The following is a 21,856-nucleotide window of genomic DNA, read 5'->3' on the forward strand; positions in this document are numbered from 1 at the left end:
ATGTCTGTAAAAAATCAAGAAAGCAGCCAGCCGCACCACGGCGTGCGGGCACACGCGTCAGGAGGAAACGCTATGTCGCGCTCAGCCGCTCCGGCGCCGTGTCTACCACCTCCTCGTGACGCTGCTCAGGACGGTGCGACCCGGCCCGTAATAACAGCCGGTGGCTGCGTAATAACAAGACTGCACATAGCGCGCGTCCAGCACGTTGTTGATATTGAGTGCGAAGCGCCAGTCGCCGCTGTCATAGGACAGCATGGCGTCCAGCACGGTATAGGCCGGCAAACGTGCAGGCGTCGGCGTGGTGCCGCTCACAAAACCGCTGGTGCCGATCACGCGACGCGCACCGGCGCCCGCACGCAAGCCTTGAAGCTCGCCATCGAAGCGGTACTGCAGCCACAGCGCCAGCGCATGACGCGGAATGCCGGACGGCGAGCGTCCGGCATCACCGTTTTCGCTGCGCGTGATCAACGCATCCATATAGGTGTAGGAAGCCAGCGCGCGCCAGCGGCGATCCAGCTGCAGCTGCGCCTCCAGTTCGGCGCCGCGCGAGCGGGTCTCGCCGGTCTGTTGCGAGTAGCCGGGGTGCTGCGCATCGTCGGTCAATTCATTGCGACGCAGGATGTGAAACAAGGCTGCCGTCATGTTGGCCTTGCCATCCGGCGCTTCGTATTTGAGCCCGGCTTCGATCTGTCGCGCACGCGTGGGCCGAAAACTGTTGCCGTTGAAATCGACACTGCTGGACTCGGGTTCGAATGAAGTGGAAAAATTCAGATATGGCGCATAACCCGCTGCTGTGCGATACAGCAGGCCGGCCCGGGTGGTGAAAGCCTGATCGGACAAATATCGCTGCTGATTATTGAGCACGCTGAAGATGTCGCTTGAGATCCAGTCACGACGTGCACCCAGCAGCAAGACCCAATGCTGATCGAAGCGAATGCGGTGCTGCGCATACAGCCCCGTCTGCGTCTCGACCGAATCGATCTGGCGTGCCGGCCTGATGTTGGCGGCCAGCGCAAGGCCATATGCGGGATCAAACAGATCCAGCGCGCCGATGCTGCCGCGACTCTCGCGCCGGACCCAGGCGGTGCGGGCGTAGTCGACGCCGATGCTCAGGTCATGCTCCATGGCGCCGCTGCGCCATTCTGCCTGGATGCGATTGTCCACGGTCAGCATCCGATAACTGTCGTTGCGTACAAATGCGAAGCGATCCAGCAAGCGCTGATTGGCTTGCAATGCCGTGCCGTAGGCGGAATTCCATTGCATCGATCCGTCGTAATAGCGCAGGTTCTGATGCCAGCTCCAGACTTCATCCAGGCGATGTCGCAACAGATAGCCGAGCGACGAAACTTCAGTGTCGAAGCGATCGAAGCCGGGCTCGCCGGTGTAGCGATTGGCCGGCAATTCGCCGTTCGGATTGGCGAGCAAGGTACCCGCGACCGGCAAGCCCCAGTTGTAGCGCGTGTGGCTGCGCTGATAGCTGGCCTGCAAATCCAGCGAAGTCGCAGCCGACGGCGACCAGCTCAGTGCCGGTGCAATGTAGCGGCGCGCGTTGCCGACATAATCGACCTCGCTGTCGGCCTCGCGCGCCAGTGCGGTCAGGCGAAAACGCCATTCAGGAGCGGCTGCCGATGCGGCGTCGGCGGCCGTCGCAATCGGCCCGCCCAGATCCAGCGCAAGCTGGCGATGACGATCGCTGCCGGCTTGCAGTTCGACCTCGTGCAAGGCTTCCGCCGGCGGCTGCTTGGTGATCAGATTGATCATGCCGCCCGGCGAACTCTGCCCATACAACACCGCCGCCGGCCCCCGCAGGATTTCTACCCGCTCTATACCGTAAGGCTCAACCGTAGAGGCATACATCGTCGGCGCATGGCGCAAGCCGTCGCGAAACACCGGGGTGTTGGATGAGGTCGCCAGCCCGGCGGCGAAACCGCGCATGTTGAATGAGTCATCGGTAAAGTTGACGCCGCGCGTACCGATCAGGCCGGCGCTGTAGCGCAAGACATCCTGCAAGGTGGCGCCCCCCTGCTCATCCATCTGCGCGCGCGTAACGACTGCTGCCGCTTGCGGCAATTCAATAAGTCGACCTGGCCCTTTCTGGCCGGCCTCGATCCAGCTTGCGGAACGCTGCTCATTGTCTTCACGCAATTCGCGTGCGTGCACATCGCGTACGATCACCGTCGGCAACTCGGCAGCAGCAGCGCCGTCCTCGGCGCCGCTACGGCGCAAGGCCTGCACACTGAGACTGCCGCTGGCGGTCACCAGCAAGGCCAGCGGCGTACCGTTCAAAGCCAGGCGCACCGCCTGTTCTGCATCGAAGCGGCCGCGCACCGCGGCAGCGCGATAGGGCCGCACCAGCTCAGGCGTCACCGAAATGATGCGAGCGCTCTCGCGGGCAATGCGGTTGAGGGTATCGGACAGCGGGCCGGCAGGAATATCGAAATTGATCAGCGCGGCCGGATGAGGGGGCAACGGCACAGGGTTCTGTGCATGCGCAAGCATTGGCGCGCCGGCCAGCAGCAAGGCCAGCAGCCAGTGTTTCAGCCCGTGCACGCCGTGCGCCGCCATCGCGGCTGCTGCGATCGCCCTTGCAATCACGCGCCACAAGACGCGCCCCCTTTCCTGCCGAACCATGAATCTCCCCGCCTGATGAATTTCTCTCACTATGTGTAACGAAGGAGAAAAATCGGACAGGCTTTTTGCGTTTTATTTTTGAATTCCATCTTTGTGAAGATCCGCAGGCTGCTGCAACGGCGCCCGGGAAAGACTCGCGCTTGCCTCAGCGGCAATCGATGGTCACCAGAAACTGGCCAAAGTGGCGCACATCCACGGCCAGGGTTTCCTGCAATGCGGTTAGCGTGCGCAAAGGCTGGTCCAGCGAAAATACGCCTTGCACGCGCACCTTCCGGGCAGCATCCGACACATGGATATGGCCGGGGTAATAAGACCGCAAGCTGTCCACCAACAGCGGCAAAGGTGCATCCAGCAGTTCTACCCAGCCCTGGCCCCAGGCCGCCTGGCCGCTCTGATTCTGCTGCAGGGCGGAGACGCCCCTGCGGTCAAAATCGACACCTTCGCCCTGGCTCAGCTCGCTGGCCGCATTCAATCCATCATCGGCCGCGCGTACCGCCACCGCATGCTCCAGGACGGCGACAAAACTACTGCGCCGGTCCACGCGCACCATGAAACGGGTGCCGAGGGCGCGCACCGTGCCATGTTCGGTTTCGACGATGAAAGGACGCGCCGCATCGGCGGCGACCCGGGCGATCAGCGCCCCCTGCCGCAGGTGCACCCGGCGAAAATTGCCGTCGAAGGCAAGATCGACGGCTGAACGCGCGTTGAGCTTGAGATTGCTGCCGTCAGGCAGCGTAAAACTGGCGCGCTGCGCGGTGGCGGTGTGCAGATCGGCGCCAAGCGCAAACAGCGGCTGGCTGCGATCCACATAAATGCCGGCGCCGACCGTTGCTGCGGACAAGCCCAGCACCTTGCCGATCCAGCGGCGGCGCGGCGGCTGCAGCAAGGTCTGCCTTGCTTCGACGGCCTGACCGGGCAAACGCGCATCAAGCTCGCGAATGTTGGCGAACATGCCGTCGAAACGCCCGGAAACTTTGCGCCAGGCCGCTTCGTTGGCGCTGGAAGCTGCGCACCATTGGCGGAAACGCTCCTGCTCCTGTTCCAGTGCCGAATGAGGCAATGCGGGAAATTTTGGCGCCGGGTCTGCACTGCGGGCCGGTGCTTGCACGGCGCTGAGCCGGATCATCCAGTCCAGCGCCTGCTCGGTGGCCGCGTCGAGTTCTTTCACGCCAGTTGCGCCTGCGCCAGATAGCAATGGCACATGGCCTGCTTCAGGTAACGCCCCACGCTCTTGAGCGATACGCCCAGCAGGTCGGCGATTTCCTGATGCCCCATGCCGTCCAGCTGACTGTACAGAAAAGCGGTCTTGACCTGAATCGGCAAGCCATCCAGCACACGATCAATGGCGGCCAGCTCCTCGCTGAGCAGGGCGCGCTCTTCGGGGGACGGCGCCAGCGTTTCAGGCAGGCGCGCCAGGCGGTCGAGATAGGCCTGCTCCAGTTCGCGGCGGCGCCAGAAATGGAACAGCAGACGCTTGGCGATCGTGGTCAGATAGGCGCGCGGCTCGCGAATCGCCTGCAGATCAGGGCCGGCCACGATTTCGGTGAAGGTTTCGGACGCCAGATCTTCCGCATCGGGACGATTATTGAGCCGCCGCTGCAGACGCGACAGCAACCACGAGTGATGGCCGAGATAGAGATCCCGGATCGACTGGTCGGCGGATGTACTGGAAAGCGGCGAAGACATGAGCTGGGAAGTTTAAGGCGAATTTCGCACAAATGAGAATTATTCCCAATATTAATTTGAAGTTCGTCTTGCTGTCCAGCCCATGGCCGCTGCGCGCCCCAACCCGGCGCGGCTTTCGCGCAACAGGAAATTGCCCGGTGAAAAATTGCTTGTCCAACAAGACCACAAGACGGCTTAGGCGCCGTCCGTGTATTTGCGCACAGCCTTGCGCAAGAATCCCAGCTGCGCACCGAAGCGCGTGCAGTGGTCGCAGATGCTCAGATGCAGGCGCAGGCTGACCCGCCTGAAAAATGGCAATTTGACATCTTGCGCTTCGCATAAAGCGTGATGGGCTTGTTTGCAGTTCATGGAACAGTCCCCCGGGCGACTGGTGTTAAACGATGGCGTCAGTGCTTCGTCAGCTTGTTAGTCGGCCGATGAGGCCGGTTCTTACATATTATTTTCGTCCGGTTTCAGACGACGCTGCGGTAAGGATTGTTACTCCCGTTCTATTCAGCGCGGTTTCCGGCACTCACTTTACCGCAGAGTCCGTCTGAATTTTCTGCAGGTGCCCCCTGCAGAAAATCTGATATCGGCATATCCCGCGCCCTCCTGCCTTTCCAGAAATACTCAGCATATTTCTTCCTCGAAAAAAATTTCATCTTTTTCGTCCACCGCTGTAATGAAACCGCATATGCCTCCGACCAACGGGCATCAGTATCCAAGAACATAAAAACTGCATGCCGCATCGCGCTGTCGCCAGACATGGACGACATTGCGCGTAGCGACATCTTCGCCAAGGAGTATGCGATGCAAGCATCCGTTACCAGCGCCGACAGCGCTGCGATTCATCCGCTGTGGCTGCGCATTTCACATTGGATCAACGCCTTTGCGGTGGTGATCATGACGCTCAGCGGCTGGCGCATTTATAACGCGTCGCCGATCTTTTCTTTCGCCTTCCCGCGCGACTGGACGCTGGGCGGCTGGCTGGGCGGGGCGCTGCAATGGCACTTTGCCGCAATGTGGCTGCTGGCCATCAACGGCCTGATTTATCTGGGCATGAATCTGCTCACGCGGCGGCTGTGGCGCAAGTTCTTCCCGCTGTCACCGCGCGCCATCCTGCATGACTTGCTGCACGCACTCAAAGGCAAGCTCAGCCATGCGGATGCGCGCCAATACAACGCGGTGCAAAAGTCGGCCTATCTTTCGGTGATGCTGGCGCTGATCGTGCTGGTACTGTCGGGTCTGGCGATCTGGAAATCGGTGCAACTCCCCTGGCTGCGCGATCTGATGGGCGGTTTCGACAACGCCCGCGTGGTGCACTTCTGTGCGATGAGCTATCTGGTGTTTTTCTTCGTGGTGCATGTCGTGATGGTGGCGCTGGTGCCGCGCACTTTGCTGAGCATGCTGCGCGGACGCTGATCGGAAACACAGAGAAAAAGCAGAGAGATCAAGATGAAATCACAATCCGAAAAACGCATCATGCAGGCCACTGCGCTCGACACCGAAATGATCATCAAGGATGCACGCGCAGCCTTGCCGTCATCGACACGTCGGCGGTTCACCCAACGTGCGCTGACGCTGGGCGGCCTGAGTCTGCTGAGCGGCTGCGAACTGACCGAACAGGAATCGGTGAACAAGATGCTGAGCGCGATTTCGCGCATGAACGACAAGGTGCAGGCTGCGCTGTTCGATCCGAACAAACTGGCGCCGACTTATCCGGCGTCGATGATCACCAGGCCGTTTCCATTCAATGCTTTTTATGGCGAAGACGAAGTGCCGCAAGTCGATGGCGAGGCCTATCGCCTGGCCATCGCAGGACTGGTGCGCGACAAGCGTGCATGGTCGCTGAGCGAGTTGCAGCGCTTGCCGCAGACGGAACAGATCACGCGCCACATCTGCGTGGAAGGATGGAGTGCCATCGGCCGCTGGGGCGGTGTGCCTTTCGCCGGATTCCTGCGCATGATAGGCGCCGATCTCAGCGCGCAATTCGTGTCTTTCCGCTGCAGCGACGATTACTACACCAGCATCGACATGCCGACCGCGCTGCATCCGCAGACGCAACTGACACTGAGCTACGACGGCGAGGTGCTGCCACCGAAATACGGCTTCCCGATGAAGCTGCGCATGCCGACCAAGCTGGGCTACAAGAATCCCAAGCACATCGTCGCCATCGAAATTACGAATACCTACCCCGGCGGTTACTGGGAAGACCAGGGGTACAACTGGTTTGGCGGCGCCTGAAATGACAGGCGCTGTTGAGCGCGGCGTTTTCACATGCATGCGCTGTCGCATGCAGAACGCCGGATTTTTTATTGTTGTTGTTCCACTTCATCCACTTCAGGAGATCATGATGAAAAACGCACTTTCCACACTCGCCGCCTGTCTGATGCTGTCCGCCGCTTCCGGCGCTTTCGCTGCCGATACCATGGCCAAGGACGGCATGGCCAAAGACAGTATGGCGAAAGACTCCATGTCCAAGGACGGCATGAAGAAAGACAGCATGAGTAAAGACAAGATGGGCAAGAAGCAAGACGGCATGAAGAAGGATGCAATGGGCAAGGATGGCATGGCGAAAGACGGCATGGCCAAGGATGAAATGAAGAAGTAAGCAGCGAAAAGCCCGCGCGGGGGCGGCGCACAGATGCGCGCCGCTTCGCCGCGGCCAGAGGCTTGACGAATCGACATCTATTCGCGCCGCATAAATTGCCGCGCCGCAATTCTTTCATTTTTACAGGTCTAAATCGCAGCATAGACACGCGCTCGGGCCGGCTTTCTTAGACTTGTCACATATTTGTTGTATGCTATGGCTCATCGCAACTACGTCGGACCAGAGGCTCACGCCCCATGCAAGATCACTCTAGTAGCGTCAAATCTATTGACGCTAAACCCCACCGTTCATTATTTGAACGTCTCACCGCTCTGATTTCCCCCGAACCAGAAAACCGAGCAGAGCTGCTCGAAGTTCTGCACGATGCGCACGAACGCAATCTGATCGACGCCGATGCGCTGTCGATGATCGAAGGCGTATTTCAAGTATCCGACCTCGCCGTGCGCGACATCATGGTGCCGCGCTCGCAGATGGACACCATCGATATCAGCAAGCCGATTGAAACCTGGATGCCGGAAGTGCTGGCAACCTCGCACTCGCGCTTCCCCGCCATCGACGGCGAACGCGACAAGGTGGTCGGCGTGCTGCTGGCCAAGGACCTGCTGCGTTACTACGCGGAAGAAAGCTTCGATGTGCGCGACATGCTGCGCCCGGCCATCTTCATTCCCGAATCGAAACGCCTGAATGTGCTGCTGCGCGACTTCCGCGCCAATCGCAATCACATGGCCATCGTGGTGGATGAATACGGCGGCGTGGCCGGCCTGATCACCATCGAAGACGTGCTGGAACAGATCGTCGGCGACATTGAAGACGAATACGATTTCGACGAAGAAGAAGACAACATCCTCGCCCTGAAAGACAGCCAGCAAGGCCCGCGCTGGCGCATCAAGGCGCTGACTGAAATCGCGCAGTTCAACGAAGAACTGGGCACCTCGTTTTCGGATGAGGATGCCGACACCATCGGCGGCCTGGTCGCCAATCATCTGGGTCGCATGCCGCGCAAGGGCGACGAGTTCGACATCGACGGCCTGCGCTTTGAAGTGCTGCGCGCCGATGCGCGTCAGGTCCATGTGTTGCTGGTATCGCGGCCGCCTGCAGTGGCCGACCAGGAACAACTCTGACGCCAGCCGGCGACAGTGCATCGCGTGAAACCACCTTCCCCTGATCTCGACATCGGCGGCGCTTCCGGCGCCGCTGCTTCTTTGCACGCTGCCACCGCACGCGCCTGGCCCGGCGCCGTACCGGCCTTGCTGGCGCTGCTGAGCGGCGCATCCAATGTATTCGCCTTCGCACCTTTCGGCCTGTGGCCGCTGCAAATCCTGGCGCTGGCCTGGCTGATGCACGCGGTGCTCAGCACGCCGCGCGATCATGGCAAACGCCATTTTCTGCTGGGCTGGCTGTACGGCTTCGGCTGGAGCGCAGCCGGTGTGCATTGGCTCTACATCAGCATGCACGACTACGGCGGCATGGCGAGCTGGATGGCGGCGCTGGCGGTCGGATTGCTGGCGGCGTATGTCGGCCTGTATGCCGGTCTGGCGATGCTGCTGGGCAGTTGGCTGCGACGGCGCTGGAGCTCTTCGGCAGCGATCTCGGTGCTGATGATCTTGCCCGCTTTGTGGGCCCTGACGGAATGGGCGCGCGGCTGGATCTTCACCGGTTTCCCCTGGCTGATTTCGGGCTACGCACACAATGTCGGCCCGCTCAGCGGCTTTGCGCCTTTGCTCGGCGTCTACGGTCTGGGCTGGGTGTCGGCCATGCTTGCCGGATGTCTGGCATTGCTGTGGCTGGCGCGTCGCCAACGCCAGTCCGTGCTGACGCCGGCACTGCTGCTGGTTGCGCTGCTCGCCGGTGGCTTGCTACTGCGCACGGTCGCATGGACACAACCCAGCGGCAAACCGATTTCAGTGCGGCTGTTGCAAGGCAATGTGCCGCAGGAAATGAAATTCTCGAACGAGGCGCTGCTATCGACGCTGAACATGTATCAGCAAATGATCACCGAAACGCCGGCCGATCTGATTGCCACACCTGAGACCGCCGTGCCTCTGCTGCCGCAGCAATTACCGCCGGAATATCTGGCGCGGCTGGCTGCCTTCGTACGCAATAGCGGCAGCCATCTGGCGCTCGGCATTCCGATGTCCGACGGACCCGGGATGTACGCCAACAGCGTGCTCGGCATCGATGCCGCCACCAGCAGCACCAACCAGCCCTATCGTTACGACAAGCATCATCTGGTGCCCTTCGGCGAGTTCATCCCGCCCGGTTTCCGCTGGTTTGTCGACATGATGAATATCCCGCTGGGCGACATGACGCGCGGCAGTGCAGTGCAGATGCCCTTCGGTGTGAAAGATCAATGGGTGCTGCCCAATATCTGCTACGAGGATTTGTTCGGCGAAGAAATCGCCGGCCATCTGCGCGCCGCCTACAGCGCCGGCCAGCCGCAGGCCAGCATATTGCTGAATCTGTCCAACATCGCCTGGTTCGGCAATTCGATCGCCTTGCCGCAGCACTTGCAGATTTCACAAATGCGCACACTGGAAACCGGACGCCCGATGCTGCGCGCCACCAATACCGGCGCCACCGCCGTGATCCTGCCGCACAACGGCGGACTGCAGGAATTGCCGCCGTTCACGCGCGGCGTACTGAGTGCTTCGGTGCAAGGCTATGGCGGCCAGACCCCGTATATTCTGCTGGGCAACAAGCTGGTGGTCGGGCTGGCCTTGCTGATGCTGCTGCTGGCCTGGGGCCGCAACAAAGCCGCGCGACCGGCAGCCTGAAGCAGACGCAGACACTCCGCCAAGTCCTTTATCTGCAGCAGCCGGCCTCAAACCGGCCTGCCTCCAAGCAGATCCGCCCTAAAGCAGGCTGAAAAACGCTAAAATTCAGGGTTTAGCAATTCCTCGCCTGCCCTTTCTTTTCCAGGCCTCATACAAGATGCTCACATTTCAACAGATTATCCTCAAGCTGCAAGAATATTGGGATGCCCAAGGCTGCGCCTTGCTGCAACCGTACGACATGGAAGTCGGCGCCGGTACTTCGCATACCGCGACCTTCCTGCGCGCGATCGGCCCCGAGCCCTGGCGCGCAGCGTACGTGCAGCCCTCGCGCCGTCCCAAGGATGGCCGCTACGGAGAAAACCCGAACCGCATGCAGCATTACTACCAATATCAGGTGGTGTTGAAACCGGCGCCGGAAAACATCCTCGACCTGTATCTGGGTTCGCTGCAGGCGCTGGGTCTGGATCTGACGCAGAACGACGTGCGCTTCGTCGAGGACGACTGGGAAAACCCGACGCTGGGCGCCTGGGGTCTGGGCTGGGAAGTCTGGCTCAACGGCATGGAAGTGACGCAGTTCACCTACTTCCAGCAAGTCGGCGGCCTCGATTGCAAACCGGTGCTGGGTGAAATCACCTACGGCATCGAGCGTCTGGCGATGTATCTGCAAGGCGTGGAAAACGTGTACGACCTGGTATGGACTGAGTGGGTTGAAAACGGTGTGAAGAAACACCTGACCTACGGCGACGTGTTCCATCAGAACGAAGTCGAGCAATCGACCTTCAACTTCGAATACTCGAACACCGAATTCCTGTTCTCGCTGTTCGGCAATTACGAATCCGAAGCCAAGCGCCTGCTGGAAGTGCCGCTGGCGCTGCCGGCCTACGAAATGATTCTGAAGGCGGCGCACACCTTCAACCTGCTGGATGCACGCGGCGCCATTTCGGTGACCGAGCGCGCAGCCTACATCGGCCGCATCCGCAATCTGTCGCGCGCCGTGGCGCAGGCGTATTTCGAATCGCGCGAACGTCTCGGCTTCCCCATGCTGGGTGAAGTGAAGGCAACGGCCGAAACCGCCTGACGACTCAGCAGACAGCAGACAAATCGGGCAGACCTGCAACAGGGTCTGCCGATACCAAACCGATTGAACGCGGCACAGCATTTCAAGCAAGCGTATTTCAGACTTTGAAGCCGCGCCGCCCGACCGCAAGACAGAAAAAATGAATCAGACACTTCTCGTAGAACTCGTCACCGAAGAACTGCCGCCGAAGGCGCTGGCCAAACTGGGCGACGCCTTCGCCGCCGGCCTCTTCAACGGCCTGCAAAGCCGCGGTTATCTCGAAGCCGATGCCGCCGCCACTTCTTACGCCACACCACGCCGTCTGGCGGTGATCATCAGCAATGTGCGCGCAGCGTCGCCGGACAAGGCGATCCGCGAAAAGGTCTTGCCGGTGACGGTCGCCCTTGACGCCGAAGGTCGTCCGACTGCGCCGCTGGTCAAGAAACTGGCTGCACTGGCTGCCCAGACCGGCGCCCCGGTGATCACGCCTGATCAACTGGAGCGCGCGCAGGACGGCAAGGCCGAGAGCTTTTTCTATACCTACACCGCCAAGGGTTCGCTGCTGGCGCAAGGCTTGCAGGCGGCGCTGGAAGACAGCCTCGCCAAGCTGCCGATTCCCAAGCTGATGAGCTATCAGCGTCAGTTCGGCCACGCGGCCGGCCAGACCGTGCATTTCGTGCGCCCGGCGCATCGCTTGCTGGCGCTGCACGGCAATGAAGTGCTGCCGCTGGCGATCCTCGGTCTGGATGCCGATCGCATCACGCAAGGCCACCGTTTCCTGTCGCAAGGCGCGCTGACCATCGACACGCCGGAAAGCTATGTCGAAACCCTGGCCGTCAAGGGCAAGGTCATCGCCAGCTTCAAGGATCGCAAGGAAAACATCCGCGCCGCCCTGCTGGCGCACGCCGGTGAAGACCAGGTGCTGATGCCGGAAAGCCTGCTCGACGAAGTCACCGCGCTGGTCGAATGGCCGACCGTCTACGCATGCAAGTTCGAGGACGAATTCCTGGCAGTACCGCAGGAATGCCTGATCCTGACCATGCAGACCAATCAGAAATACTTTGCGCTGACCGATGCCAATGGCAAGCTGCGCTCGCGCTTCCTGATCGTGTCCAATCTGGAAACGGCGCATCCGCAACACATCATCGGCGGCAATGAACGCGTGGTGCGCCCGCGTCTGTCGGACGCCAAATTCTTCTTCGAGCAGGACAAGAAAAAAACGCTGGCCGATCGTGTGCCGCTTTTGGCCAACGTGGTGTATCACAACAAGCTCGGCAATCAGCTGCAACGCACCGAGCGCGTACAAACCCTGGCCGGCAAGATCGCCGCGCTGCTGGGCGGCGACGTGGCGCAGGCCGAACGCGGCGCACTGCTGGCCAAGACCGATCTGCTGACCGACATGGTGGGCGAGTTCCCGGAGCTGCAAGGCATCATGGGCACTTACTATGCGCGCCACGACGGCGAGAGCGATGAAGTCGCGCTGGCGGCATCCGAGCACTATCAGCCGCGTTTCGCCGGCGATGCCTTGCCGACCACTGCCACCGGCACGGCCGTCGCGCTGGCCGACAAGCTGGAAACCCTGGTCGGCATCTGGGGCATCGGCCTGCAGCCGACCGGCGACAAGGATCCGTTCGCGCTGCGCCGTCACGCGCTGGGGATCCTGCGCATGCTGATCGAAAAGCGCCTGACGCTGTCGCTGTCAGCCTTGCTGCGTGAAACCGTGGCGCTGTTCGCCGGCAACAGCAACTTCAAGGATCCGGGCGCCGATGTACTGAGCTTCCTCTATGACCGTCTGCGCGGCCAGTTGCGCGAGCGCGGCTATGCGCAGAACGAAGTGGAAGCGGTGGTCGCTCAGCAACCCGACACACTGAACAACATCGTCGAACGTCTGGACGCGGTGCAAGCCTTCGCCGCGTTGCCGGAAGCCGAGGCCCTGGCGGCCGCCAACAAGCGCATCACCAATATTCTGAAGAAGATCGAAGGCGTGGAAGCTCACGGCGCGGTACAGAACGGCCTGCTGCGCGAAGCTGCCGAGCAAGGTCTGTATTCCGCCATGCTGCTGCTCAAGCCGCAGGTCGATGCCGCCTTCGTGCAGGGCGATTTTGCCGGTGCGCTGAAGGCATTGGCGCAATTGCGTCAGAATGTGGATGCCTTCTTCAACGACGTGATGGTGAATGCAGAAGACGAACAACTGCGCAAGAATCGTCAGGCCTTGCTGGCGGAACTGCACGGCATGCTGAACCGGGTGGCCGACATTTCCAAACTGGCGGCCTGAGCGACTTGCGCAGATCGCCAGCTCATTGCGTCATGAGGTCTGGACGCAAACACGCAAGCAGATAACATCCGCAACGGAAACACAGGGAAAACGGACGCCACATGAAACTGATTATTCTCGACCGCGACGGCGTGATCAATCAAGATTCCGACGCCTTCATCAAGTCGCCGGACGAATGGATCCCGATCAAGGGTTCGCTGGAAGCCATTGCCCGCCTCAATCAGGCCGGCTACCGCGTGGTGGTCGCCACCAATCAGTCGGGCGTGGCGCGCGGCCTGTTCGACATGAAGACGCTTAATGCGATTCATCAGAAGATGCACACCGCCGCGCAGCAGGTCGGCGCCGATATCGATGCGGTGTTCTTTTGTCCGCACGCGGCCGACGACAACTGCGATTGCCGCAAACCCAAGCCCGGCATGTTCAATGAAATCGCCAAGCGCTTCAATATCAGCCTGCGCGGCGGCGTGGTGACGGTCGGCGATTCGCTGCGCGATCTGCAGGCCGGTTTCGTGGCAGGCTGCGCACCTTACCTGGTGCTTACCGGCAAAGGCGAAAAGACCCGCGACAAGGGCGGCTTGCCGCCCGGCACCCTGATTTATCCCGACCTCGCCGCCGTCGTCAGCTTCTTGCTGAAGTCGCCGGTGGAAGTATCGGTATAGTGCAGTACATCAAGCAGCGCCGCTTTATCGTCAGATAGCGGCGCTCTTCACATCACAACAATGCATGCTGCGGCATGGGAGATTGTATTTTGCGTTTCGTTCTGTTTTTGCGTTCACTGGTATTCCTGATCTGCATGTCGGTCGCCACCGTGATCTGGTCGTTCGCCTGCCTGCTGTCCGCGCCCTTTCCTTATCGCCAGCGCTATTACTGGACCTCGCGCTGGAACGTGTTCGTGATCTGGGCCGCCAAGACCATCTGCGGCATCCGCTACGAAATCCGCGGCAAGGAAAACCTGCCCGACGCGCCGGTGGTATTGCTGTCCAAGCATCAGTCGGCCTGGGAAACCATCTTCTACGTCATCAACATGCCGCGCCCGCTGGTGTTCGTGTTCAAGAAAGAGCTGACCTACATTCCTTTCTTCGGCTGGGGCATTGCTCTGCTGCGCATGATTCCCATCGATCGCAGCAAGACCCGCGACGCCTTTGCGCAAGTGCTGGAACACGGCCGCCGCCGTCTGGCGGATGGTCAATGGGTGATCATGTTTCCGGAAGGCACGCGTATCGAAGTGGGTAAAAAGGGCAAGTACAAGGCGGGCGGCGCCCGGCTGGCGGTGGAGACCGGCGCCATGGCGGTGCCGATTGCCATGAATGCCGGCGAATGCTGGCCCAAGAAATCGTTTATCAAAAAACCCGGCACGATCATCGTCTCCATCGGCAAACCGATTGTTACCGAAGGCCTGACACCTGCAGAAGTCAACGAGCGCGTTGAAAATTGGATAGAATCCGAGATGCGCGTGATTTCACCGGCAGTCTACCGCGACAGCCCGGATGCCAAGGCCACGCGCCCGACCGGCCAACCAACCTGACCAAGACGCACACGATTCCTTGAAACTGCTTCGTCACACTCAACCCGATCCGAACCAGCTCACGCTGCAGCTGGACTTCTTCGCCCCGGAATCGACTGAGCCAGTTCGGGAATCGGCGGCACCGCCTTCACCGTCGCCCTCTCCTTCCCTGCAACGCATTCCCGATCTGCTGGCGCCGACCATTCCGACGCCGCCGCCCGGTCGTCCGCACGATGGCCAGCGTCGCATTCAGCTGGGCGAGCATCTGCTGGACTACGCCCTGCTGCGCTCCAAGCGCCGCACCATCGGCTTCCTGATCAGCGATGAGGGTCTGCGCGTGACTGCGCCGAAATGGGTGACGCTGGGTGAAATTGAAAACGCCATTCGCGAAAAACAACGCTGGATTTTCACCAAGCTTAACGAGCGCCGCGAGCGTTCCGCACGCCGTCTGCAACCGCAGATGCAATGGCGCGACGGCGCCACGCTGCCGTATCTGGGCAACGATGTGGTGCTGCGCATACGCGCCAGCCAGAGTCTGGGCATCAGCCACGATGAGGCGGCGCAGGAACTGGTGATCAGCCTGCCGGCAGACGCCAGCGAGCAACAGCTGAAGGATCGCGTGCAGGGCTGGCTACAGGCACGCGCCAAGGAGTTGTTTGCGCAGCGTCTGCCTGTTTATGCGGAGAAACTCGGTGTGACTTATCAGTCATTCGCCTTGTCTTCGGCCACCACGCAATGGGGTTCATGCACGGCCGATGGCCGCATCCGTCTGAACTGGCGCCTGATGCATTTCGCGCTGCCGCTGATCGATTATGTGATCGCGCATGAGCTTTCGCATCTGCGCGAAATGAACCATAGCCCGCGCTTCTGGGCCACAGTGCAATCGATCTTTCCGGAATTCGAAATGGCAAAAAAAGCGCTGCGAGACAGCGCTCCGGAAACCCTGCCGATCTTCTGATCCGGCTTCATTTCCATCTTCCGTCCCGCAGCGCTTTCCTGGCTTCTTCACCAGTTTTTTCGCAGCTTCATTGCGCTGCATGCCTGTGCATGCAGCGTCAAACAAGATCAAACAACCAACTCAGTCCTTGCGTTCAATGAACTCGATTTTGTAACCATCGGGATCCGTCACGAATGCAATCACGGTAGCGCCGCCCTTGACCGGACCGGCTTCGCGCGTGACATTGCCGCCCGATGCGCGCGCCGCATCGCATGCCTTGTAGGCATCATCCACCGAAATCGCGATGTGACCGTAAGCGGTGCCCATCTCGTATTTGTCCACGCCGTGGTTGTAGGTTAGCTCCAGCTCGGCGTGCTCAGGATTACTGCCGTAGCCCAGAAATGCCAGCGTGTACTTGTACTCGGAATTTTCGCTGGTGCGCAGCAGCTTCATGCCCAGAACATTGGTGTAGAAATCGATGGAGCGCTGCAGGTCGCCGACCCGGAGCATGGTGTGCAGAATGCGCATAGTGAACCTTTGCCTAAGAACTTATCGGAGTGCAGGATTGTAGCGCTGTTCGCTCAGGCTCGCAGGCAATGCAGGCGCGAACGCACGCGGTGCCTCGCCTCTTGCCCGGAGACCGGATGCGGTTCAGCGTGATCATCATGTGCAATGAGCGCCGCTTTAAGCGGAACGGCAAGGCACTCTTGCACACTTAGAATTGCTCCCAATCGTCGTCGCTGCCGACTGCCTTGGCATGTGCTGATGGATGTGAGGCAGCAGCGGAGGATGCGGCGGAACTTGCAGAGGCTCCAGCGCCGGCAGCAGCTTTCGGCGTCGACAATTTTTTTGCGGTGGCCGGCGCAGATGCGGGCGGACTGCTGTGCGGCGCCTGCATCACCGGGCGCACCGGCGCAGCAGCAGGTGCATAAGCAGGCGCATAAGCAGCCGCCCTCTGCACGCCACCGGCCTCGATCTTGAACACGCCGACTATCTTCAGCAAGGTGCCGGCCTGATCCTGCAAGGACTGCGCAGCGGCGGCGGCTTCTTCCACCAGCGCGGCATTCTGCTGCGTGACCTGATCCATCTGCGTGACGGCCTGATTGACCTGCTCGATGCCGTCGCTCTGTTCACGGCTGGCCGATGAAATTTCGCTGACGATGTCGTTGACGCGACGCACGCTCTGCACCACTTCTTCCATCGTGTTGCCGGCCTGCTCGACCAGTTTGCTACCGCTGTCGACCTTGCTGACCGAGTCGCCGATCAGTTGCTTGATTTCCTTGGCGGCGGCGGCGGAACGTTGCGCCAGACTGCGCACTTCGGACGCCACCACGGCGAATCCGCGTCCTTGCTCGCCGGCGCGCGCAGCTTCCACCGCAGCGTTGAGCGCGAGAATATTGGTCTGGAAGGCAATTCCGTCAATGACGCCGATGATGTCGACGATCTTGCGCGAGGATGCATTGATCGAGCTCATGGTTTCCACCACCTGCCCCACCACGGCGCCGCCTTGCTCGGCGATCTGCGAAGCGGTCTGCGCCAGCTGGCTGGCCTGCTTGGCGTTGTCGGCATTCTGCTTGACCGTAGAGGTCAGCTCTTCCATCGACGAGGCGGTTTCTTCCAGCGAGCTGGCCTGTTCTTCCGTGCGCGAAGACAGATCCAGATTGCCGGTAGCAATCTGGGTCGAGGCGGTGGCAATGGTGTCGGTGCCGCGTCGCACCTGACCGACGATGTCCAGCAGGCTGTCGTTCATGGTGCGCAGTGCGCGCAGCAGCCGGCCGGTTTCATCCTTGCTGTGCGCCACGATATCGGAAGTCAGATCGCCCGCAGCGACGGTTTCCGCCACTTCGACCGCACGATTCAGCGGGACGGTAATGCTGCGCGTGACCAGCCATGCGACTACGCCGGCAAAGATCAAAGCCACTGCACTCAATGCAATCATCAGATTGCGTGCTTCGTGATATTGATTGGTGACATCTTCACCGGCCTCTTTCATCAGACGATTCTGATATTCAATCAGCTTGGCCAGGGTCTCCATGTAGTTGCGTTGCAGCGGACGCACGACGTTGAGCAAGGACAGGGTCGCCTCTTCCTTCACGCCAGCCTCTTCCAGACGCAGCATGTCGTCTCGCGCGGCATTGAATTTGGAGCGCGCATCGAAGGTGGCCTTCATCAGATCGCGGCCCTCAGGAGAAGTCACCATCTTGTCGAGTTTTTCAATCAAGGTGGCGGTATTGCGGCTGGCCTGCTGTATCGTCTCGCGCTCTGTCTTGATCATGACCGGGTCGGTAGTAAGCAGTATCGTGCGTGAAGAACGCGCGATGACGTTGACGTTATCCATGACGCCGTGCACTAGTTGAGTCTTGGGATATTTATCATTGAGCACATCGCTCATCTGATTGTTGAGCGCAACCAGATGGCTGATGCCGAGTATCGCCATCGCCACCAGCAACACCACCAGCAAGCCAAAGCCTGCACCTAAACGAGCCCCTATTTTCAGATCTGCAATTCGCATATTTCCCTCCGGAAGTTTTAATGGATAACGATCCCGAATGACGAAGCGCCAACGAAGGCAGGCATGCTTGAACGTGCATTTGCCGTACTCATCGTGATGCGGGAAGCTACCTTCTCTTGTGTGCTCACGTGCGCTGGCTTACTGATTTGTCCGGCTTGGGCGCGGGCATTAACTTGCTGACAAAATACTTACACAAGCCAGCTCAGAGGATGTTAAACAAAAGGCGAGTCGGGAAATGAAAAGACAGGGAGGGATTTGTGCCGCAAATCAATTGCGGCACGGGCAGGAGAAGAAAAACAGAGGAAAACTTGACCGGAATCAGCTGTCAGTCAGCGTGGATCAGGCCTGACGTTGCGTCAGATAATTCGCGAGAGCAACAAATTGCCCGACAGGAACAGCCTCCGGCCGAGCCTGTGGATCAACACCATGGTCGATCAGCTCCTGCTCGCTCAGCAGACCGGCCACACAATTGCGAATGACCTTGCGACGCTGCGAGAATGCCTTGGTGACGAGTTGACCGAGTTGCAGCTGATCGCATTGCAGCGGCTGCGCCAGCGGAATCATGCGCACGATGGCGGAGTCGACGCGCGGCGGCGGATCGAAAGCGTCCGGCGGCACCACGAACATCAACTCCATGTGATAGCGCCATTGCAGCATCACCGACAGCCGGCCATAGGTCTTGCTGCCCGGCTCGGCCACCATGCGCTCGACCACTTCCTTTTGCAGCATGAAATGCTGGTCTTGCACCAGCGGCGCGATCTCGGCCAAGTGAAACAACAGCGGGCTGGAAATGTTGTAGGGCAGATTGCCGACCACGCGCAGCCTCTTCCCGGCCGGCACCGGAATCGAAGTGAAGTCGAATTGCAGCGCGTCGGCCGAATGCACCTGCAAACGCGCTGGATCGAAACGCTTTTGCAGTCGCACCACCAGATCGCGGTCCAGTTCGACCACGTGCAGATGGCGCAGATCTTCGAGCAGCAAGGCGGTCATGGCGGCCAGGCCGGGACCGATTTCGACCATCACATCATCGGCTTGCGGCCCGATGGTGCTGATGATGTTGTGCAACACCACGTCATCCGTGAGGAAGTTCTGGCCAAAGCGTTTGCGGGGAATATGCTTCATCTTGTTCTGCGATTTCTGTCTGACTGCGGTGATTCAAAGGTATGCGGCGGTTTGCCGGCTTGCGGCAAACGGTAGCTGAGTATGTTCGACGTATCGCTCGGATAAGCATATTGCTGATGGCGCGCGTCTATTGCGCACTGCCAGAGCAACTTATGCAGCTCCTGCTGCAGCGCTGGCCACAGCCATTTGGGCCGCAGCTCTGATCGCCACCATCATGCTGCCATGATCGGCAACACCGAAGCCCTGAGCCGCCAGATCGAGCGCGGTGCCGTGATCGACCGAAGTGCGGATCAGCGGCAGGCCCAACGTGATATTGATGCCATGACCGAAGCTGGCGAACTTCAACACCGGCAAGCCCTGATCGTGATACATGGCCAGCACGCAATCGGCGTCCTGCAAATACTTGGGCTGAAACAGCGTATCTGCCGGATACGGTCCACGAGCATCGATGCCCCGCTGCTGAGCCGCGCGCAAGGCGGGTTCGATGACGTCGATTTCTTCGCGCCCCAGATAGCCGTTTTCACCGGCATGCGGATTGAGACCGGTCACCAGGATACGCGGCTGCGCGATGCCGAACTTGCGGCGCAGATCGCCGGCGATGATATCCAGTGTACGAGACAGGCTGTCGAAGGTAATCGCCGCCGGCACATCTTTCAGCGCCAGATGCGTGGTCGCCAGCGCCACCCGTAAATGCGGCGCGTCGCCGCCGGCCAGCATCATCACGACTTGGGGCGTAGCGGTGCGCTCCGCGAGATATTCGGTATGACCGGTGAAGGCCACGCCGGCGTCGTTGATGGTGCTCTTTTGCAAAGGGGCGGTGACGATGGCGGCGAAGTGACCGTCAAGCGCGCCGGCGACGGCCAGGTCCAGAGTCTGCAACACGGACTTGCCATTGCGTGCATCGAGCTGGCCGGGAATCACAGGCTCGGCCACCGGACAATCGATCACCGTCAGGCAATCCACCGGAAACGCCGGCAAGCCGGTATTGCGAAACGCCTGAATCGAGATGGCGGCGATCCGGATGCCGGCATCCAGCACTTGCGCCGTCTGCGCCAGCAAGGCGGCATCGCCGAGAAGAATGCTGCGGACTTCGGTACGCAAGGCCCAGGCCGCGCGTATGGAAATTTCAGGACCGATACCGGCAGGCTCGCCGCAGGTCAGCGCCAGCACCGGACGGCTTATGCCGCCGGTATCACCCGAAAGGGCAGCGGTGCTGGCAGAGGCTGAAGACATCAGTTGTCGTCGTTGCGATATTCGACGTAAGCGCGATCGCGGATCTGACGCATCCAGTCTTCGGTCGCTTCTTCGACCTTGCGTTCACGGATGGCCTGACGCGCGGCCTGACGTGCACGTTCTTTGGACGCGTCGTCGGTCTTGCGCTCCACCACCTGAATCAGGTGGAAGCCGAATGGCGATTCGATCGGCTGACTGACTTCACCGACCTTGAGTTCATTCATTGCACGCTCGAATTCAGGCACGGTGTCGCCAGGATAAATCCAGCCCAGATCGCCGCCCTTGGACGCCGACAGGTCGTTCGAATACAGCTTGGCCAGTTCTTCGAAGGTGGCGGCATTGTTGTCCAGACGCTGCTTCAGTTCCAGCAACTTGCGCTTGGCTTCGGCCGCCGACACCACTTGATTGACCTTGATCAGGATGTGGCGCGCATGCGTCTGCTGTACTGCCGGCGCTGCATCCGACTTGCCGTTGTTGGCTTGACGACGATCCACCAGCTTGAGAATGTGAAAGCCGTTGCCGCTCTTCAGTAGCGCCGATACTTCACCCGGCTTCAGACTGGAGACGGCATCCAGGAACAGTTGCGGCAGACGATCCTGATCGCGCCAGCCGAGGTCGCCGCCGCTCAGGGCGTCGCTGCTGTCGGAATAGGCTGCTGCGGTCTTGGCGAAATCGGCGCCGGTCTTCAACTGACGCATCACATCTTCAGCGCGTGCGCGACGCGAGGCGAGTTGTTCGGGCGATGCATTTTCCGGCACGCGCACCAGGATCTGGGCCAGGTTCAGCTCCATGTGCTGGGCGCCGCTGTTGGATTCGGCCGCCAGATAGTTATCGACTTCGGATTCCGAAATCTGCACCTTGTTGTCCACCTCACGTTCGCGCAGACGCTGAGTCAGAATTTCACGGCGGATTTCTTCGCGGAAGGCAGGATAGGCGATGCCTTCCTTTTCCAGCTGCAGGCGGAAGTCGGCCATGCTCAGCTTGTTCTGCTCGGCGATGCGGGCCATGGCGCGATCGAGAATCGTGTCATCCACCACGATGCCGCTCTCCTTCGCCATCTGTGCCTGCGCGCGCTCAACAATCATGCGCTCCACCAGTTGGCGCACCAGTTGGGTACGCGGCGGAATCTGCACTTTTTGTGCGGTCATGCGCTGCTCGACCGAGCGCAGGCGATCCGCCACTTCCTGACGCGTAATCACGTCGTTGTTGACCACCACCATGATGGAGTCAACGGGCTTCGGTTCGGAACGACCGGACGTTGCAGCCACGGCCGCGGCCGGAGGCGTTGCAACGGGCGCTGTTGCGGCCGCCGGCGGCGCTGTCGACGGTGCAGCAGCCGGCTTGGCTGCCGGTTTCGCCGGCGTTTTGCTGGTGCCGCTCTTGGCCGGCGCTTCCGCCGCACTCTCGGTCGGCGAGACCGGCACGATGGTCGCTGCGAACTGCGCATGCGCATTGCTGATCACTCCAAGCATGCAGAGCAACGCCGTCATTGTTTTGATTTTTGCTAGAAATGGAGTACGCATATTACGCATGGT

General features: G+C 60.4%; 19 protein-coding genes. 10 read left to right on the plus strand and 9 right to left on the minus strand.

All coding sequences use genetic code 11. The features are described 5' to 3' along the window. Nucleotides 1-102 precede the first annotated feature (102 nt). The 4 genes from PQR62_RS19515 to PQR62_RS25645 all read right to left on the minus strand — a co-directional run bounded on the left by PQR62_RS19515 (nt 103) and on the right by PQR62_RS25645 (nt 4,665). Nucleotides 103-2,631: a TonB-dependent siderophore receptor gene (locus tag PQR62_RS19515; RefSeq protein WP_408159669.1), complete on the minus strand. Its 2,529-nt coding sequence runs from the start codon at nt 2,629-2,631 to the stop codon at nt 103-105. A 145-nt stretch (nt 2,632-2,776) separates the two neighbouring features. Beyond that, complete coding sequence (locus PQR62_RS19520) at nt 2,777-3,799, minus strand: FecR family protein (RefSeq protein ID WP_408159670.1); 1,023 nt, start codon at nt 3,797-3,799, stop codon at nt 2,777-2,779. Further along, nucleotides 3,796-4,317, minus strand: a complete 522-nt coding sequence (locus PQR62_RS19525; RefSeq protein WP_408159671.1) for a sigma-70 family RNA polymerase sigma factor — start codon at nt 4,315-4,317, stop codon at nt 3,796-3,798. Before PQR62_RS19525 ends, PQR62_RS19520 begins: the two co-directional genes overlap by 4 nt. 174 nt (nt 4,318-4,491) lie before the next feature. Next, nucleotides 4,492-4,665, minus strand: coding sequence for an anti-sigma factor family protein (locus PQR62_RS25645; RefSeq protein WP_459251865.1), 174 nt, complete (start codon nt 4,663-4,665; stop codon nt 4,492-4,494). 441 nt (nt 4,666-5,106) lie between these two features. Here PQR62_RS25645 and PQR62_RS19530 point away from each other — a divergent pair, with 441 nt between their 5' ends. The 10 genes from PQR62_RS19530 to PQR62_RS19575 all read left to right on the plus strand — a co-directional run bounded on the left by PQR62_RS19530 (nt 5,107) and on the right by PQR62_RS19575 (nt 15,475). Then, nucleotides 5,107-5,718: a cytochrome b/b6 domain-containing protein gene (locus tag PQR62_RS19530; RefSeq protein WP_408159672.1), complete on the plus strand. Its 612-nt coding sequence runs from the start codon at nt 5,107-5,109 to the stop codon at nt 5,716-5,718. 33 nt (nt 5,719-5,751) lie between these two features. Continuing rightward, the gene (locus PQR62_RS19535; RefSeq protein WP_408159673.1) at nt 5,752-6,540 is read left to right on the plus strand and encodes a molybdopterin-dependent oxidoreductase; all 789 of its coding nucleotides are present in this window, start codon (nt 5,752-5,754) and stop codon (nt 6,538-6,540) included. 109 nt (nt 6,541-6,649) lie between these two features. Next, nucleotides 6,650-6,907, plus strand: a complete 258-nt coding sequence (locus PQR62_RS19540; RefSeq protein ID WP_408159711.1) for a pentapeptide MXKDX repeat protein — start codon at nt 6,650-6,652, stop codon at nt 6,905-6,907. 236 nt (nt 6,908-7,143) lie between these two features. Beyond that, complete coding sequence (locus PQR62_RS19545; protein ID WP_408159674.1) at nt 7,144-8,028, plus strand: CorC family transporter; 885 nt, start codon at nt 7,144-7,146, stop codon at nt 8,026-8,028. A 24-nt stretch (nt 8,029-8,052) separates the two neighbouring features. Next, nucleotides 8,053-9,681, plus strand: a complete 1,629-nt coding sequence (lnt, locus tag PQR62_RS19550) for an apolipoprotein N-acyltransferase (RefSeq protein WP_408159675.1) — start codon at nt 8,053-8,055, stop codon at nt 9,679-9,681. Nucleotides 9,682-9,838: 157 nt separating this feature from the next. After that, nucleotides 9,839-10,759, plus strand: a complete 921-nt coding sequence (gene glyQ, locus PQR62_RS19555; RefSeq protein WP_408159676.1) for a glycine--tRNA ligase subunit alpha — start codon at nt 9,839-9,841, stop codon at nt 10,757-10,759. A gap of 139 nt (nt 10,760-10,898) precedes the next feature. Continuing rightward, entirely contained in the window at nt 10,899-13,013 is a 2,115-nt protein-coding gene (gene glyS, locus PQR62_RS19560) for a glycine--tRNA ligase subunit beta (RefSeq protein WP_408159677.1), read from the plus strand. Between the two features lie 101 nt (nt 13,014-13,114). Further along, nucleotides 13,115-13,672 carry a D-glycero-beta-D-manno-heptose 1,7-bisphosphate 7-phosphatase gene (gene gmhB, locus PQR62_RS19565; RefSeq protein WP_408159678.1) on the plus strand — a complete coding sequence of 186 codons (558 nt, stop codon included), beginning with the start codon at nt 13,115-13,117 and terminating at the stop codon, nt 13,670-13,672. A gap of 74 nt (nt 13,673-13,746) precedes the next feature. Beyond that, complete coding sequence (locus tag PQR62_RS19570) at nt 13,747-14,538, plus strand: lysophospholipid acyltransferase family protein (RefSeq protein WP_408159679.1); 792 nt, start codon at nt 13,747-13,749, stop codon at nt 14,536-14,538. A gap of 19 nt (nt 14,539-14,557) precedes the next feature. Further along, nucleotides 14,558-15,475, plus strand: coding sequence for a M48 family metallopeptidase (locus tag PQR62_RS19575; RefSeq protein ID WP_408159680.1), 918 nt, complete (start codon nt 14,558-14,560; stop codon nt 15,473-15,475). Between the two features lie 120 nt (nt 15,476-15,595). Here the strand turns inward: PQR62_RS19575 and gloA are convergent, their stop codons facing one another. The 5 genes from gloA to PQR62_RS19600 all read right to left on the minus strand — a co-directional run bounded on the left by gloA (nt 15,596) and on the right by PQR62_RS19600 (nt 21,853). Beyond that, on the minus strand, nt 15,596-15,982 hold the full coding sequence (gene gloA, locus PQR62_RS19580) for a lactoylglutathione lyase (protein ID WP_408159681.1): 387 nt from the start codon (nt 15,980-15,982) through the stop codon (nt 15,596-15,598). A gap of 187 nt (nt 15,983-16,169) precedes the next feature. Next, nucleotides 16,170-17,966 carry a methyl-accepting chemotaxis protein gene (locus PQR62_RS19585; protein WP_408159682.1) on the minus strand — a complete coding sequence of 599 codons (1,797 nt, stop codon included), beginning with the start codon at nt 17,964-17,966 and terminating at the stop codon, nt 16,170-16,172. A 339-nt stretch (nt 17,967-18,305) separates the two neighbouring features. Then, the gene (gene rsmA, locus PQR62_RS19590) at nt 18,306-19,088 is read right to left on the minus strand and encodes a 16S rRNA (adenine(1518)-N(6)/adenine(1519)-N(6))-dimethyltransferase RsmA (RefSeq protein WP_408159683.1); all 783 of its coding nucleotides are present in this window, start codon (nt 19,086-19,088) and stop codon (nt 18,306-18,308) included. Nucleotides 19,089-19,238: 150 nt separating this feature from the next. After that, a complete protein-coding gene (gene pdxA / locus PQR62_RS19595; RefSeq protein WP_408159684.1) occupies nt 19,239-20,321 on the minus strand; it encodes a 4-hydroxythreonine-4-phosphate dehydrogenase PdxA in 1,083 nt (360 codons plus the stop codon). Further along, entirely contained in the window at nt 20,321-21,853 is a 1,533-nt protein-coding gene (locus PQR62_RS19600) for a peptidylprolyl isomerase (RefSeq protein WP_408159685.1), read from the minus strand. Before PQR62_RS19600 ends, pdxA begins: the two co-directional genes overlap by 1 nt. Nucleotides 21,854-21,856 lie beyond the last annotated feature (3 nt).

Origin of the sequence: Herbaspirillum lusitanum, assembly GCF_046025995.1 — a bacterium.
Taxonomy (GTDB): Bacteria; Pseudomonadota; Gammaproteobacteria; order Burkholderiales; family Burkholderiaceae_D; genus Herbaspirillum; species Herbaspirillum lusitanum_A.

Bases quoted from the DNA above. Each gene is read 5' to 3' on its own strand.
- PQR62_RS19515 (WP_408159669.1), bottom strand. From the start codon at position 2,631: ATGGTTCGGCAGGAAAGGGGGCGCGTCTTGTGGCGCGTGATTGCAAGG.
- PQR62_RS25645 (WP_459251865.1), bottom strand. From the start codon at position 4,665: ATGAACTGCAAACAAGCCCATCACGCTTTATGCGAAGCGCAAGATGTC.
- PQR62_RS19540 (WP_408159711.1), top strand. From the start codon at position 6,650: ATGAAAAACGCACTTTCCACACTCGCCGCCTGTCTGATGCTGTCCGCC.
- PQR62_RS19570 (WP_408159679.1), top strand. From the start codon at position 13,747: ATGGGAGATTGTATTTTGCGTTTCGTTCTGTTTTTGCGTTCACTGGTA.
- PQR62_RS19525 (WP_408159671.1), bottom strand. From the start codon at position 4,317: ATGTCTTCGCCGCTTTCCAGTACATCCGCCGACCAGTCGATCCGGGAT.
- gmhB (WP_408159678.1), top strand. From the start codon at position 13,115: ATGAAACTGATTATTCTCGACCGCGACGGCGTGATCAATCAAGATTCC.
- PQR62_RS19600 (WP_408159685.1), bottom strand. From the start codon at position 21,853: ATGCGTAATATGCGTACTCCATTTCTAGCAAAAATCAAAACAATGACG.
- PQR62_RS19535 (WP_408159673.1), top strand. From the start codon at position 5,752: ATGAAATCACAATCCGAAAAACGCATCATGCAGGCCACTGCGCTCGAC.
- rsmA (WP_408159683.1), bottom strand. From the start codon at position 19,088: ATGAAGCATATTCCCCGCAAACGCTTTGGCCAGAACTTCCTCACGGAT.
- glyQ (WP_408159676.1), top strand. From the start codon at position 9,839: ATGCTCACATTTCAACAGATTATCCTCAAGCTGCAAGAATATTGGGAT.
- PQR62_RS19545 (WP_408159674.1), top strand. From the start codon at position 7,144: ATGCAAGATCACTCTAGTAGCGTCAAATCTATTGACGCTAAACCCCAC.
- glyS (WP_408159677.1), top strand. From the start codon at position 10,899: ATGAATCAGACACTTCTCGTAGAACTCGTCACCGAAGAACTGCCGCCG.
- PQR62_RS19530 (WP_408159672.1), top strand. From the start codon at position 5,107: ATGCAAGCATCCGTTACCAGCGCCGACAGCGCTGCGATTCATCCGCTG.
- gloA (WP_408159681.1), bottom strand. From the start codon at position 15,982: ATGCGCATTCTGCACACCATGCTCCGGGTCGGCGACCTGCAGCGCTCC.
- pdxA (WP_408159684.1), bottom strand. From the start codon at position 20,321: ATGTCTTCAGCCTCTGCCAGCACCGCTGCCCTTTCGGGTGATACCGGC.
- PQR62_RS19585 (WP_408159682.1), bottom strand. From the start codon at position 17,966: ATGCGAATTGCAGATCTGAAAATAGGGGCTCGTTTAGGTGCAGGCTTT.